General features: G+C 72.0%; 10 protein-coding genes. 8 read left to right on the top strand and 2 right to left on the bottom strand.

The window, feature by feature from the left end; all coding sequences use genetic code 11:
* Window positions 1-282: 282 nt before the first annotated feature.
* The 7 genes from AB0G15_RS22200 (at window position 283) to AB0G15_RS22170 (ending at window position 11,831) form a co-directional block, all read left to right on the top strand.
* Complete coding sequence (locus AB0G15_RS22200) at window positions 283-2,070, top strand: S8 family serine peptidase (RefSeq protein WP_362842717.1); 1,788 nt, start codon at window positions 283-285, stop codon at window positions 2,068-2,070.
* Window positions 2,071-2,267: 197 nt separating this feature from the next.
* Window positions 2,268-2,735, top strand: a complete 468-nt coding sequence (locus AB0G15_RS22195) for a hypothetical protein (protein WP_362842713.1) — start codon at window positions 2,268-2,270, stop codon at window positions 2,733-2,735.
* Between the two features lie 291 nt (window positions 2,736-3,026).
* On the top strand, window positions 3,027-4,457 hold the full coding sequence (pyk, locus tag AB0G15_RS22190) for a pyruvate kinase (RefSeq protein WP_362842710.1): 1,431 nt from the start codon (window positions 3,027-3,029) through the stop codon (window positions 4,455-4,457).
* Window positions 4,458-4,650: 193 nt separating this feature from the next.
* The gene (locus AB0G15_RS22185) at window positions 4,651-5,049 is read left to right on the top strand and encodes an acyl carrier protein (protein ID WP_362842708.1); all 399 of its coding nucleotides are present in this window, start codon (window positions 4,651-4,653) and stop codon (window positions 5,047-5,049) included.
* The gene (locus tag AB0G15_RS22180; RefSeq protein ID WP_362842705.1) at window positions 5,046-9,935 is read left to right on the top strand and encodes an amino acid adenylation domain-containing protein; all 4,890 of its coding nucleotides are present in this window, start codon (window positions 5,046-5,048) and stop codon (window positions 9,933-9,935) included. Before AB0G15_RS22185 ends, AB0G15_RS22180 begins: the two co-directional genes overlap by 4 nt.
* A 55-nt stretch (window positions 9,936-9,990) precedes the next feature.
* Window positions 9,991-10,815, top strand: coding sequence for a thioesterase domain-containing protein (locus tag AB0G15_RS22175; RefSeq protein ID WP_362842703.1), 825 nt, complete (start codon window positions 9,991-9,993; stop codon window positions 10,813-10,815).
* Window positions 10,794-11,831: an LLM class F420-dependent oxidoreductase gene (locus AB0G15_RS22170; RefSeq protein ID WP_362842700.1), complete on the top strand. Its 1,038-nt coding sequence runs from the start codon at window positions 10,794-10,796 to the stop codon at window positions 11,829-11,831. The genes AB0G15_RS22175 and AB0G15_RS22170 overlap by 22 nt, the downstream gene beginning before the upstream one ends.
* Before the next feature lie 28 nt (window positions 11,832-11,859).
* On the opposite strand, the gene AB0G15_RS22165 is transcribed toward AB0G15_RS22170, so the two are convergent.
* Window positions 11,860-12,681, bottom strand: coding sequence for an SDR family NAD(P)-dependent oxidoreductase (locus tag AB0G15_RS22165; RefSeq protein ID WP_362842697.1), 822 nt, complete (start codon window positions 12,679-12,681; stop codon window positions 11,860-11,862).
* 117 nt (window positions 12,682-12,798) lie between these two features.
* Between AB0G15_RS22165 and AB0G15_RS22160 the strand changes: the two genes are divergently transcribed.
* A complete protein-coding gene (locus AB0G15_RS22160; RefSeq protein WP_362842695.1) occupies window positions 12,799-13,422 on the top strand; it encodes a TetR/AcrR family transcriptional regulator in 624 nt (207 codons plus the stop codon).
* An 81-nt stretch (window positions 13,423-13,503) separates the two neighbouring features.
* Here AB0G15_RS22160 and AB0G15_RS22155 read toward each other — a convergent pair whose 3' ends face one another.
* Entirely contained in the window at window positions 13,504-13,986 is a 483-nt protein-coding gene (locus tag AB0G15_RS22155) for a carboxymuconolactone decarboxylase family protein (protein ID WP_362842692.1), read from the bottom strand.
* Window positions 13,987-14,066: the final 80 nt, after the last annotated feature.

The following is a 14,066-nucleotide window of genomic DNA, read 5'->3' as shown; positions in this document are numbered from 1 at the left end:
GTTGATGCATCCCCGGACCGGTTCATGCATGTCATGGCCGGTTCGTGGATGTCGTGGCCGACCCGGTCAGACCGGGGGCGGTCCGGCGGGAACGCGGCGGGTGCAGGCACGTCACGGTCCAACCGGGGGCGGTGTCGCCCGCCGCGTCCGGGAACCGTCCGGCGTGGCAGGTGTCTTACCGGCTGCTTCAGGTAAAAATGCGCAGAGCGTAGGTTCAGATTGCTTTGGCGTACATATGCCTGAAAAATAATTCTTCTTGATCAGGCCAGGTGCGGAGGATCGATGAATCGCGGGATCAGAAGCCTGACGGGCACGGCGACGGTGCTCGCCCTGGCGGCGACCCTCACGGCGGGAGCCCTGGGCGGCGGGGCCACGACAGGCGCGGCGGGTCAGACCCGCGAGTACCTGGTCTTCTACGCGGACGGAGCCCGCGACCGGGCGATCGAGGCGATCACCGCGAGCGGCGGCACCGCCCTGTCGACCGACACCAGGATCGGCTACGTCCTCGCCGACGGTCCCGGCCCCCGCTTCGTGGAGAGCCTGGCCGGCAGCGACGCCGTCGAGGGGGTCTCCTCCGACCGCAGGATCGGCTCCGCCACCGCGATCGCCCCCGTGACCGCCGCCTCCGCGGCCAGGACGCCGGGCACCGCGACCACCGCCCCCGCGGCCGGGGTTCCCGGCACCGAGACCGCCTCCCAGGTCAGGACCCCGTTCGCCTTCCCCTCCGCGGACGCCCTCGGGCGGGCGGGCACCCCCAGCGCCTCCACGCACTCCACCGGCACGCCCGAGCCACTGGCCGGGCGGCAGTGGGACATGAAGATGATCGGCGCCACCGTGGACGGCTCCTACGCCATCGAGCCCGGTGACAAGCGGGTGCTGGTCGGCGTCATCGACACCGGCGTCGACGGCAAGCACCCCGACATCGCCCCCAACTTCAACCGCGCCCTGAGCCGCAACTTCGTGACCGACCGGCCCAAGGACCCCAACGGCAAGACCCTCGACGGGCCCTGCGAGTTCAAGAGCTGCAAGGACCCGGTCGACTGGGACGACGACGGCCACGGCACCCACGTGGCCAGCACCATCGCCTCGCCGCTCAACGGCGTGGGCATCGCCGGGGTCGCCCCCCAGGTGTCCCTGGTGAACCTGCGCGCGGGCCAGGACTCCGGCCTGTTCTTCCTCAAGCCCAGCATCGAGGCGCTCACCTACGCCGCCGACGCCGGCATCGACGTGGTCAACATGAGCTTCTACGTCGACCCGTGGCTGTTCAACTGCAAGGCCAACCCCGCCGACTCCAAGGCCGAGCAGCTGGAGCAGCGCGGCATCATCACCGGCATGCAGCGCGCCCTCGACTACGCCCGCAAGCGCGGCGTCACCCTCATCAGCGCCATCGGCAACGGCGCCACCGACCTCGGCAGGCCCAGCAAGGACGCGACCAGCCCCGACTACCCCAAGGACACCGAGCGCACCCGCAAGGTCGACAACTCCTGCCTCAACGTCCCGGCCGAGTCCAGGGGCGTCATCTCGGTCACCTCGGTGGGCCAGAGCGGGCGCAAGGCCTACTACTCCGACTACGGCGTCGAGCAGGCCGACCTGGCGGCCCCCGGCGGGGACGAGTTCGACGGCGGCGGCAAGTACGACACCACCAGGGGCATCCTGGCCGCCGCGCCGGAGAACGCGCTCAAGGCCAAGGGGCAGATCGCCGCCGACGGGACGCCGAAGTCCCCGTCGATCATCCGGGAGTGCGAGGGCGGCACCTGCGCCTACTACCAGTACCTCGTCGGCACCTCCATGGCCGCTCCGCACGCCACCGGCGTCGCCGCCATCCTGATCAGCCGCTTCGGCAAGCCGGGCAAGGGCGGTCTCGCGCTGCCCGCCGCGGACGTCCAGCGCCTGCTGTACTCCACCGCCACCGAGAAGGCCTGCCCCTCGCCGCGCGAGTACGCCTACAAGATCGACCTCGTGGTGGACGAGGTGCACAAGTGCGAGGGCCCCAAGTCGCGCAACGGCTTCTACGGCCGAGGCGTCATCAGCGCCGCCAACGCCGCCAAGGCCACCGCCTCCACTCCCTAGCGCCGCCGCCGACGACGCCGATACGGCTGCCGCCGCCGACCGGAGCGCGTCCGGCCGGCGGCGCCGGGCTTTCCTCCGGGAACCGGCCACGTTCATGGATCGGTCAAAAGAGACAACAGGCAGGAGGGGGAGGGGGGCGGCCGGGGAAGGAGGACGGTTGCGGTTCCATCCCGTCGCTCTCGCCCCTGTGAGGATCAATGAGGTTCCTGACGCGTCCGCACCAGCTTCCGCCCCGGGTCGCCGCCGGTTTGATCATTCTGAATTCGGGGCTGACCAAGCGGTCCGCTGGGGAGGAGGCCGCCCAGGGATTGCACGGGATGGCGGCCGGGACCTACCCGTTCCTGAAGGACGTCGATCCGGTGAGGTTCGTGAGGCTGCTCTCCGCGGCGGAGATCACCCTCGGCACGGCCCTGCTGGTCCCGGTGGTGCCGCCGCTGCTGGCGGGCGCCGCGCTGACCGCCTTCGCCGGAGGGCTGGTCGGCCTCTACCTCAGGACCCCGGGCCTGCGGGAGGAGGGGAGCCTGCGCCCCACCCAGCATGGCGTCGCCATCGCCAAGGACGTCTGGCTGCTGGGCATCGGCGCCGGGCTGGTCGTGGAGGAGGTCGTCCGCGACCGATCCAGGACCGTTGTGGTCACGCGGGGGCGTTCCTCTGCACGCCTGTGACGAGACACGGGGCCGTGTCTCCCATGGCCTGAAATGAGATGCGTCTCTCATGGCCTGAGACGAGACGAGATGTGAGGGGCGCGTCGCTCCCGGTCTGTGACGCGTCTCTCCCCACGTGTGACGCGCGCCTCCGAGTGGTCGGGCATCTTATGACATACGCCCTCTCATATGGGCATATGGGGCGATTCGCAACCTGCCGTTCATCCAGGGTAGCTTTGTGTCACCGAATTTTTCATCGGCGCTATGACCAACGTCACGACCAAGTGGTCTGTACCAATTAGGGTGGGATCCGTGACTCGTCGCGCGAAAATCGTCTGCACTCTCGGCCCTGCCACCTCCTCTCCCGAACGCCTCCGCGAACTGATCGCGGCCGGGATGGACGTGGCCCGTTTCAACCTCAGCCATGGCAGCCATGAGCTGCACAAGGAGGTTTACGACAGGGTGAGGGAGGCCGCCGCCGAGCTCGGGCGTGGCGTGGGTCTGCTGGCTGACCTCCAAGGCCCCAAGATCCGGGTCGGCAAGTTCGGTGAGGGCCCCGTCCGCCTCGGCTTCGGTGATGTCTTCACGATCACCACTGAGGAGGTTCCCGGCGACCGTGACCAGGTCTCCACGTCCTATCTGGGACTTCCCAAGGACGTCAGTCCCGGGGACAACATCCTGGTCGACGACGGCCGCGTCCGGCTGGAGGTGACCCGGGTCGACGGCCAGCGCGTCACCACCCGCGTGATCATCGGTGGCATGATCTCCGACAACAAGGGCCTCAACCTGCCCGGCGTCAACGTCAGCGCCCCCGTCCTGACCGACAAGGACGAGACCGACCTTCGCTGGGCCCTGCGCACCGGCTTCGACCTGGTCGCCCTCTCCTTCGTCAGGCGTCCCTCCGACGCCGACGTGGTGCGCAACATCATGGAGCAGGAGGGCATCCGCCTCCCGCTGCTCGCCAAGATCGAGAAGCCGCAGGCCGTGGAGCGGCTTCCGGAGATCATCGAGGCCTTCGACGGCATCATGGTCGCCCGCGGTGACCTCGGGGTCGAGCTGCCGCTGGAGGAGGTGCCCATCGTGCAGAAGCGCGCCATCGAGCTCTGCCGCGAGAAGGCCCGCCCGGTCATCGTCGCCACCCAGATGCTGGAGTCGATGATCACCTCCCCGCGGCCCACCCGCGCCGAGGCCTCCGACGTCGCCTACGCCGTCATGGACGGCGCCGACGCGGTCATGCTCTCCGGGGAGACGTCGGTCGGCAACTACCCCGTCGAGGTCGTCGAGACGATGAGCCGCATCGCCACGACCGCGGAGAAGAGCTCCCTGCAGGCCACCCACAGCCTCGACCGGCTGCCGGAGACCACCGGCGGCGCCATCGCCCGCGCCGCGGCCGAGGTCGGCGCCATCGTCGGCGCCAAGGCGCTGGTGGCGTTCACCATGTCCGGTGAGACGGCCCGCCGCCTGGCCCGCTACCGCTCTCCGATCCCGCTGCTGGCGTTCACCTCCGCCAGCCACGTCCGCAACCAGCTCGCGCTGACCTGGGGCGTGGAGACCTTCGAGGTGCCGTTCGTCCACCACACCGACGACATGGTCCGCCAGGTGGAGGCCTCGCTGCTCGCCAACTCCCGTCTGGAGAAGGGCGACAAGGTCGTCATCGTCGCCGGTTCGCCTCCCGGCACCGCGGGTTCCACCAACGCCCTGCGCGTGCACACCATCGGCGCGGCGGTCTCCAACCCCGGCTGATCTGCGCGATCGCGTACGGCCACCGCTGCGGCGGTGGCCGTACGCGTTTCCGGGGCCTTTCACGCGGCTGCGGATTCAAAAATGCCGAAAAATACGCTCTTGTCGTGTCCGAATAGGTGTCAGAGGATCGGTGCACGGCGTGCCCGGACGGGGCTCGCCCGATGAACCGGACAAACTCAACGAAAGGCGCCGGATGATCCAGGGCAGTCGGCCGGTGGGAGCGGAGCGGCAACGCGAGGAGGCCGAGGGGCGGCCTCCGGGTCCACCGGGGCAGCGCGTGTCGGCCGCCGACACGGTCGCGGAGATGATCGAGGCCCGCCTGGGCCGGACGGTCGACCCCGACGAGAACTTCTTCGAGGCCGGGCTCAACTCGATGGCACTGGTCGAGCTGCACGCGGACATCACGGGGGCGCTCGGCATCGACATCCCCGTCACCTCGATGTTCACCCGGCCGAACGTGCGGGCGCTCAGCCGCCTCGTCGAGGGCGCGCAGGAACCCGTCAGGAGCGAACCCGCGCGCCTGCGCCCCGTCGGGGGCAGCCGCAGGGACGTGCGCGCCCGCATCCGCCGGGACGGCGGGGCGCCTCGGTGACGGATACCGCGTCGATCGCCGTGATCGGCATGGGCCCGCGCGCCCCGCTCCCTCCTCCCGGTGTCGTCCTGGCGGAGACCCAGGAGGGTGCGCTGGAGAACGCCGGACACGACCCCGTGCGCTCCCCGGGAGTGTTCGCCGGCTACGAGCCGGCCGAGGAGGCCTGCCTGGCCCTCGCGGTCGGTGACTGCGACCTCGTGCTCTCGGTCTCGGGACCGAGCCTCGACGCTCTCGCGGAACGGGGCACCACGATCGTGCTCAAGCGCCTGGACGACGCTCTCCTCGACGGCGACCTCGTGAGCGCCGTGATCGAGGCAGTGATCGAATCCCCGCCCGGCCTCGCTCCCGCCCGCATCGTTTCCACCAGGACCGTTCCCGCCCGCACCGTTCCCGCCCGCAGTGGGCGCGGTGGTCGGCGCGGAGGCGGCTCGACCGCGCGCCTGCGGGAACCGCTGAGGGTGAAGGAGGGTTTCCCGCCGGTCCACCTCCCGGGGGACTCCCGGCCCCGCGTCGTCGCCTGGTCGGGACGCACGCCGGCGGAGGCCGACGCCGTGAGGGAAAGCCTGGCGGGGTTCTTCGCCACCCTCGGCGCCGACCGGTTCGCCGACGCCGTGGCCGTCCTCCAGCTGGGCCGCACCCAGCATCCCGTCCGGGGCGCGGTCGTGGCCGCCACCCCCGCCGAGGCGTCCGCCGCCCTCGCCGCGACTCCGGCGGCCGTCACCGTGACTCCCGAGGCCTCACCCGAGAGAACGGCGCTCAGGCATGAGCCGCTCTTCAAGAGTGCGGCAGTGGATGTGAGGTTCGTCTTCCCCGCCGGAGGCGCCGGGCGGCTGGGGGCCTCGCTGTACGGGGCCGAGCGGCTGTTCAGCGAGGCGATGGACGTCTGCCTGGAAGGTTTCGAGCGGCACGGCGTCGATCTCTACGACGCCTGGCTCGCCGGGGAGCGTGACGACGACCCGGTGACGTTCGCGGTGACCTACTCCCTGGCGGCGACCCTGAACGGCTGGGGCGTCACGCCCCTGGAATGCGCGGGAGACGGGGTCGGTGAGCTCGCCGCCGCCGCCTTCTCGGGAACGCTGGAACTGGACGAGGCGATCGCCCGCGTCGCCGCCTCCGTCGCGGTGCCGGAGCGGGAGCCCGAGCAGGCGCCGGGACAGGTGACCGAGCCGGTGGCGGGACAGGTGCCCGAGCCGGTGGCGGACGACGCGATGGCGGTGTCCGAGCCGGTGCCGGACGACCTGGCGGTGCCCGAGCCGGTACCGGCCGACATCGCGGCGCCCGAGCAGGTGGCCGGGCATGAAACGTTCCACGAGCCGGAGACCCGCCGCGAGACGGCCCCGGGACAGGGGACCTCGCCCCGGGCGGGAACCGGACCGGGGACCACCGGCGCGGGAGACACGGTGTCCCTCCTGGTCGGGACGGCGGAGGCGCCCTCGGACGAGGGGACGATCGACTGCGGGGACGACCGCCGGGGACCGCTCGCGGCGCTCGCCCGGCTGTGGACACTCGGCTGCCCGGTGGACTGGGCCGCCCTCGACCCCGACCATCCCCTGCAGCGCCTGCCCGTCCCGGGAGGGCACCGCTACGCCCCGGCGTCGATCTTTCCCGGTCCCTCGCCGCGTCCTTCCGCACCGACTTCCGCACCGACTTCCGCACCGGCTTTCACGCCGGCTTCCGCGTCGCGGGAACGCGAGGGCGCGCCGCGGGTCCCGGAGGGCCTGCCCGAGCCCGCCGAGCCGCTCCGCAGGCCCGGGGCGGTCCCGTACTCGTTCTGGGTGCTGGAGCAGCTCGCCGGGTCGAGCGGGGTGTCCAACCTGGCGGTGGCGTTCAGGACCCGCGAGCCGCTGCGCAGGTTCCCGCTGCAGATCGCGGTGAACCGGCTGCTCAAGCGGCACCCGGCACTGCGCCTGAGGTTCCCCGTGGTGGACGGCGCGCCCGTGCGGCACCTCACCGCCCCGCAGGACGCGCAGATCAAGCTGGTGAACGGGGAGACCACCGAGGAGACGCTCGTCTCCGACCTCCAGGGATTCCTGGACGAGCCCTTCGACCTGGGACGCGACCTGCTCTTCCGGGCCGGGCACTTCGCGCTGCCCGGCGGCGGCGGGAGCGTGGTCTGCCTGGTGGCCCACCACATCGTCATCGACGCCACCTCGATGCAGTTCCTCGTCGAGGAGCTGGGCGGCTTCTACGACGCGCAGACGAGCCAGGAGCCGCTCCCCGCCGCGCTCTCCGGCATCGCGCCCATGCTGGAGCCGGGGGAGGCCTCCCGGGAGTCGCTGGACTACTGGCTCGACCGGCTCGGGGACGTCGATCCGGCCGCGATGGTGCTCCCCGGCAGCAGGCCGTCGCCCGCCCGGCCCACCTTCGCCGGGCACACCTGTTCCTGGGAGGTGGACGCGGACACGCGGCGGGCGCTCGACACGCTGCGGGCCGGCCTGCGCACCACCGACAACATCGTGCTGGCCGCCGCGTTCATGCTCACCCTGCGCGCCCACGGCGCGGGTCCCGAGCTGGTGGCCGCGATGCCGGTCACCACCAGGACGGCCGCGATGCGCGGCCACGTCGGCTACGGCGTCAGCACCCTGCCGATGCGGGTGCGCGCCGACCCGGACGAGGGGTTCGCCGCCCTGGTCAGACGGGTCGAGGACGTCTTCTTCGAGGGGGTCGAGCACGCGGACGCCTCGGTGGAGGCGGTGCTGGTCGAGCGCGGGCACGGCACCGGCGACTGGAGGGTGCCGCTGTTCCGGCACATGTTCAACTACCGGCCGTGGACCGACGACCAGGTCAGCATCCTGGGCTCCGTCCCCGAGTACGTCGAGGACCTGTTCGACCGCAGCCGCCTGGACCTGCAGTGCATCGCGGTGCAGGAACCCGGCAGGCTCACGCTCAGGGTCTGGCACAGCACGGAGGTCCACGACGAGGCCGAGATCGCCGCGTTCGTCGCGCGGATGACCGCGCTGCTGCGGCGGGCCGCCGAGGACGCGCAGCGGCCGCAGCGGGAGCTGGACTCCCTCTCCGCGGCCGACCGGCGGCTGCTCGACCGCCTCAACGACACCGCGCGGACCTGGGAAGGGCCGGCCACGCTGCTGGAGCGGATCGTCGGCCGTACCGTGACGGGGAAGCACGACGGGACGGGAGACCGCGACGGCGGTCCGGAGATCACCCGCGAGACCCGTGCCGGCACGGCGATCCGCGACGGCGACCGAGAGGTCACCTACGACGAGCTGCTCACCTGGGCGGCCGCGGTCAGGGACACCCTCGTCTCGCGCGGCGCGGGCTCCGGCGACATCGTGGCGCTCGGCCTGAGCCGTTCGGCGGAGACGGTCGCCGCGGTGCTCGGCGTCTGGGCGGCCGGGGCCGCCTACCTGCCGCTGGACCCGCGCCAGCCCGAGCTGCGCCTGGCCTACCAGGTGGAGGACTGCGGGGCCCGCCTGGTCATCGCCGACTCCGAGGCTCCCTGGGCGGGGGAGGTCCCTGTGCTCTCCATGCCGCAGGCCCCCGGGGCCGGTGCGGCGGACCGCGACGGCGTGCCCGCGCGACGGCTCGATCCGGCCGAGGTCGCCGCGGCGGTGTCCGGGGAGTCGATCGCCTACGTGATCTACACCTCGGGGTCCACCGGGAGGCCCAAGGGGGTGGCCGTCACCCACGGCAACCTGGCCAACCTCGTCCTCGACTTCGCCGACCGGCTCGGGGCGGGCGCGGGCGACGCGGTGCTGTGGTCCACCACGACCTCCTTCGACATCTCGGCACTGGAGCTGATGCTCCCGCTCACCGCCGGCGGCACCCTGGTCGTCGCCTCCGACGACGACCAGCTCCAGCCGCGGAGGTTCCTGGAACTCATCGCGGCGCGGGACGTACGCGTCGTGCAGGCCACCCCGACGGCGTGGCGGCTCATCGCCCCCGAGGCGCGCGACGAGCTGGCCGGGCGCATCGTGCTCTGCGGCGGGGAGCCCATGCCGGCCGCGCTCGCCACGGACCTGCTGGGCCTGGGCTGCCGGTTGTTCAACGTCTACGGGCCGACCGAGACGACCATCTGGTCCACCGCGGCCGAGATCCTCGCTCCTCCGGCCGACCCGGTGCCGATCGGGGTGCCGCTCGCCAACACCCGGATCTTCGTCAGGGACGCCGACGGGCGAGAGGCCCCGCCGGGCGTACCCGGCGAGCTGTGCGTGGCGGGCGACGGGGTGAGCGCCGGGTACGTCAACCGGCCTGAGCTGACCGCCGAGCGGTTCGGCGAGCACCCCCGCCACGGGCGCTTCTACCGGACCGGGGACATGGCCAGGCTCAGGCACGACGGGGCCCTGGAACTGCTGGGCCGCGACGACCGCCAGATCAAGCTGCGCGGGCACCGCATCGAGCTGGGAGAGATCGAGGCGGTGCTGCACCACCACGACGCCGTCAAGGTCGCGGCCGTCATCGTCCACGACGACCGGCTGGTGGCGTTCGTGCAGCCCACGGACCTGCACGACGGGGAGACCGGGGCCACACTGCGCGAGGAGCTGTGGCGGTACGCGGGGACGCGGCTGCCGGACTACGCGGTCCCCTCGGGGATCGTCCTGGCCGGCGAGTTCCCGACGACCGCCAACGGCAAGATCGACTATCGGGGGCTGACCGTCCCCGAGGACGAGTCCTCGCCCGCCTCCCGCGCCCCGGCGAGCTCGGAACTCGCCGAGGGGGTGCTGCGGCTCTGGCGGGAGGCACTGCGCCGCCCGGGGCTCGGCGAGCACGACAACTTCTTCCTCAACGGGGGACACTCGGTGCTCGCCGTACGGCTGATCGCCCCGCTGGAGGAGCTCGCGGGCCGGGCGATCGACGTCCGCGCGGTCTTCGACCACCCCACCCCGGCCGAGCTGGCCGCGTTCATCCAGGAAGGGGCGGGCTCTTGATCGTCTTCCCGAGGCCGGAGCCCACCCTCGACGTCCCTGCGCTGGAAGGACCCAGATGACTGCCCCGTGGTTCGTACCGGTGGGGGAGCGGCCCGGGGGCCGGATCCGCCTGTACACCTTCCCCAACGCGGGTAGCGGCCCCGCCTCGCTCACCGGCCTGGCCGAGCGGTTCCCCGACGAGGTCGACGTGTGGTCGGTGAACCTCCCCGGCCGCCAGGCCAGGCTGGCCGAGCCGCCGGTCGAGGACCTCGACAAGCTGGTCGACGACCTGGCCCGCGACCTGCTGGCGACCGCCCGCGAGCCGTACGCGCTGTTCGGCTACTGCAGCGGCGCGCTGCTCGCCTACCTGGTCTGCCGCCGCCTGGTCGAACTCGCCCCGGCCTCCGGAGCGATCGGGACCGGGCTCCCGGCGGACCTCGCGGGACCGGTTCCTTCGCCGGAGTCCGGGGGGCGGTGGCCCGAACGGCTCCTCGTGGGGTCCTTCGCCGCGCCGGACGTCACGCTCCTGCTGCGCAGGCTGCCGTCCCTGCCGTCGTGGCTGTTCTGGGACCAGCTGATCGAGCTGGGCGGGGTCCCGGCGGAGGTGGCCGAGCGCGAGGTGCTCAGGCCGATCCTCGAACCCGCCCTGCGCGCCGACTTCGGGATGCTCGCCCGGTACCGGCACCGGCAGGGGCCGCCGCTGCCCGTGCCCGTCACGGTCCTGTACGGCAGCCGCGACGGCTCCATGTCGCGCGGCGGGCTGCTCGGCTGGCGCAGGCAGAGCGTCGCGCGGCCGTCGATGCGCGAGCTCGACGCCTCGCACTGGCTGGCCGAGGAGACCCCCGGCCTGCTCGCCACCGTCATCGCAGAGGAGATCGGATGCGTCTCGGTTACAGCATGAGCTACTGGGGCGGGGCCGGGCTCGGTCCCGCCGACCACCTCGCCCTGGTCCGCGAGGCCGAGCGGCTGGGCTACGAGTCGGTGTGGGCCGCCGAGACGTACGGCACCGACCCGGCGAGCCTGATGGCGTGGATCGCGGGCCAGACCGAGCGGATCGCGCTGGGCACCGGGGTGCTGCAGATGTCGGGCCGCAAGCCCGTGGTGGCGGCGATGACGGCCGCCACCATCGACCAGGTCTCCGGCGGCCGGGCCCGGCTGGGTGTGGGCGTGTCGGGGCCGCAGGTCGTGGAGGGCTGGCACGGGGAGCGCTTCGACCGGCCGGTGGCCCGCGCCCGCGACTACCTGTCGGTGCTGCGGCTGGCGCTGGAAGGCCGCCCGGTGAGCTACTCGGGCCAGACCATGACGTTGCCGCTCCCCGGCGGGCAGGGCAAGGAGCTGTCCCTGGGCGTCTCCCCGGTCCAGAAGCACCTTCCCGTCTATCTCGGCGCGATGGGCCCGGAGACGACCGCGCTCGCCGGGGAGCTGGCCGACGGCTGGCTCGCGATCCACTTCCCGCCCGAGCACCTGGCCGAGCGCACGGCCCACCTGCGCGCGGGCGCGGCGCGGGCCGGTCGTAGCCTGGACGGCTTCGACGTCGCGCCGATGATCCTCACCCTCGTCGACGACGACGAGGAACTGGCCTACGACATGATGCGGCCCATGCTCGCCCTCTACCTGGGCGGCATGGGCTCGCGCCGTACCAACTTCTACAACCGCCTGGCCCGCTCCCTGGGCTTCGAGAAGGAGGCGGAGGCGATCCAGGAGGCGTTCCTGGGCGGGCGCCAGGGCGAGGCGATGTCGCTGCTCCCGGACGGCCTGGTCGACGCGATGACCATGTGCGGGCCGCCCGGCAAGCTCCGCGAACGGGTCGCCGCCTACCGCGAGGCGGGCGCGACCTCCCTCGTCGTCGGCCTGGTCACCCCGACGCTCAGGCTCCGCCTGGAACAACTGGAGCTGGTGGCGGACCTGGTCGGCTGAGAGGTCTTCGACGCCGGGATCGGGCCGGTCAGCCCGGGGCGGTACGGCTGAGGTGCTCCCAAGATCGATAAAGGTCCGCCTGGGCCTGGTCCATCTCCAGGACGTGATCGAAGGACCGGCTGCCGACTATCAGCCGTCGGGGCGGGTCCGGCAGTGCGGCCAGCCGCATGATGACCGGGGCAGCGGTGTCCGGCTCCGGGGTGAGGGCGTCGCCCCACATCGCCTCCATCTCGGTGCGCAGGGGCTGATACTGCGCCAGGGGTTCGGTGGTCGTGGTGCCGGCGGTGAACAGGCCGGTGTTGTAGCCGCCCATCTGCACGATGGTGACCTTGACGCCGAACCCTTCGACCTCCATCGCCAGGGCCTCGCTGACCGAGTCCAGCGCGGCCTTGCCCGCCCCGTAGAAGCCGACGGTGGCCATGCCGCCGCCGCTGCCCATCGAGGTGACCTGGAGGAGTCGTCCCCCGCCTTGGGCGCGCAGGTGGGGAAGAACCGCCTGGGCCACCCATACGGCGCCGAAGAAGTTCACATCCATATGGGCCCGGATCTGCTCCTCCGTGGCTTCCTCCACCATGCCGTAGAGCATTCCGCCGGCGTTGTTGACGACGACGTCCAGCCTGCCGAACGCGGCTGCCGCCCGCTTCACCCCGTCGAACACGCCTTGGCGGTCGGCGACGTCCAACGGAAGGGGGACCAGGTGGTCGGGGTGTTTCCCGGCCAGTTCCTCCAGGGGTCCGACGTCGCGGGCGGCGGCCACCACCCGGTCGCCGCCCGCCAGGGCGGCCTCGGCGAAGGCCCTGCCCAGGCCGCGGGACGCGCCGGTGATGAGCCAGACTCTTGAGTGCTCCACGGGACCTCACTCTCAGTAAAGGAAACGATCCGTCTCGATTCTTTTCAACCCTAGGGCGTTACCCTTGCCTATATCAATACGGATCGTCTCGTTTCGATGCAGGGCTAGACTGGGCGCATGTCCAACGAGAAGGGACCGGACCACTCCCGGCGCAAGGAACGGTCCCGGCAGGCGATCCTCGCGGCCACCCGCGCCCTGGTGGCAGAGGAGGCGTACGAGAAGGTCACGGTCGAGGCCATCGCCGCCCGTGCCGGCGTCGGCAAGCAGACGATCTACCGGCGGTGGCCCTCGAAGAGCGCGGTCGTCTTCGCCGCCCTCCTGGCTCTGAGCGAGGATACGGACGGGCAGTCGCTCGCGCTGCCCGACACGGGTGAGATCAAGGCCGACCTCCAGCTCGTCATGCGGGCCACGGTGGAGGAGTTCGCCGACCCGTCCTTCGACAGGCTGATCCGCGCCCTCAACACCGAGATCGCCAACGATGCCGCCCTGGCGGCCGAGTACCGCGAGAAGCTGGCCCAGCCGCTGGAGGAGGCGAAGAAGGCGCGCCTGCGCAGCGCCCAGGAGGCCGGCCAGCTCGACCCCGACGCCGACCTCGACCTGGCCCTCGAAGTGCTCTACGCCCCCCTCTTCCAGCGGTGGCTGCACCGCAGCGGTCCGCTGACCGCCGCATACGCCGACTCGCTCGTCGACGCGACCCTCAGGGCTTTCGGTCCCCGGACAGGAGTTGAGGGCCCCAAGTAGCTCTCGGTGATCACCTGTGTCCGGCACCGCCGCCCGGGGTGAGGTACGGGGTCCCGTGTCCTCACCCCGGGCGGCCGGGCGTCACGGCCTCCACTGCTCCGTCGGCGGCACACCCGGCAGCGGCTTGCCGACGAGGGCCAGGGGGAGGAAGAAGCAGACCTGGCCGATGGCCATGATGAGGGTGGCGAGCGCCTTGTCGTCGTACTGCTCGCGGGCCCGGGCGTAGAGCTCGTCGGGGACGCGCTCGCCGGACGGGTTCGGGGTGAGCACGGACTCGACGAGTTCCAGGGCGACGCGTTCGGCGCCGGTGAAGTAGGGGGCGTCCCGCCAGGAGGCCACGGCGGTGATGCTTTCCTCGGTGGCGCCGGCCTTGCGGAGGTTGCCGGTGTGCAGGACGGTCAGGTACGTGCTGCCGGCGAGCTGGCCGGCGCGTAGCTGGACCAGGCCGATGGTGGTCTGCGGGATCGTGCCGTTCCCGGTCGCCTTGTACAGGGCGCCGCCGATGTCCTTGAGCTCGGGGACGAGCACCGCGGGGTTGGGCAGGCGCGACTCGGTGGTGGTCATGGTGAGGGTTTCCCTTCTGGGTTTTCTACGGTGGATCACTGCTCTGACGGATCGCGAGGGGCGAAGGTGACCGGTGAGGC

Source organism: Streptosporangium sp. NPDC023825 (assembly GCF_040639575.1).
Classification (GTDB): Bacteria; Actinomycetota; Actinomycetes; order Streptosporangiales; family Streptosporangiaceae; genus Streptosporangium.
The sequence above is the reverse complement of the archived record's forward strand: the minus strand, read 5'-3'. Positions and strand labels throughout refer to the sequence as shown.

Excerpts from the sequence above, each read along its gene's own strand:
- AB0G15_RS22200 (WP_362842717.1), top strand. The coding sequence starts at position 283 with ATGAATCGCGGGATCAGAAGCCTGACGGGCACGGCGACGGTGCTCGCC.
- AB0G15_RS22195 (WP_362842713.1), top strand. The coding sequence starts at position 2,268 with ATGAGGTTCCTGACGCGTCCGCACCAGCTTCCGCCCCGGGTCGCCGCC.
- AB0G15_RS22185 (WP_362842708.1), top strand. The coding sequence starts at position 4,651 with ATGATCCAGGGCAGTCGGCCGGTGGGAGCGGAGCGGCAACGCGAGGAG.
- AB0G15_RS22175 (WP_362842703.1), top strand. The coding sequence starts at position 9,991 with ATGACTGCCCCGTGGTTCGTACCGGTGGGGGAGCGGCCCGGGGGCCGG.
- AB0G15_RS22170 (WP_362842700.1), top strand. The coding sequence starts at position 10,794 with ATGCGTCTCGGTTACAGCATGAGCTACTGGGGCGGGGCCGGGCTCGGT.
- AB0G15_RS22160 (WP_362842695.1), top strand. The coding sequence starts at position 12,799 with ATGTCCAACGAGAAGGGACCGGACCACTCCCGGCGCAAGGAACGGTCC.
- AB0G15_RS22155 (WP_362842692.1), bottom strand. The coding sequence starts at position 13,986 with ATGACCACCACCGAGTCGCGCCTGCCCAACCCCGCGGTGCTCGTCCCC.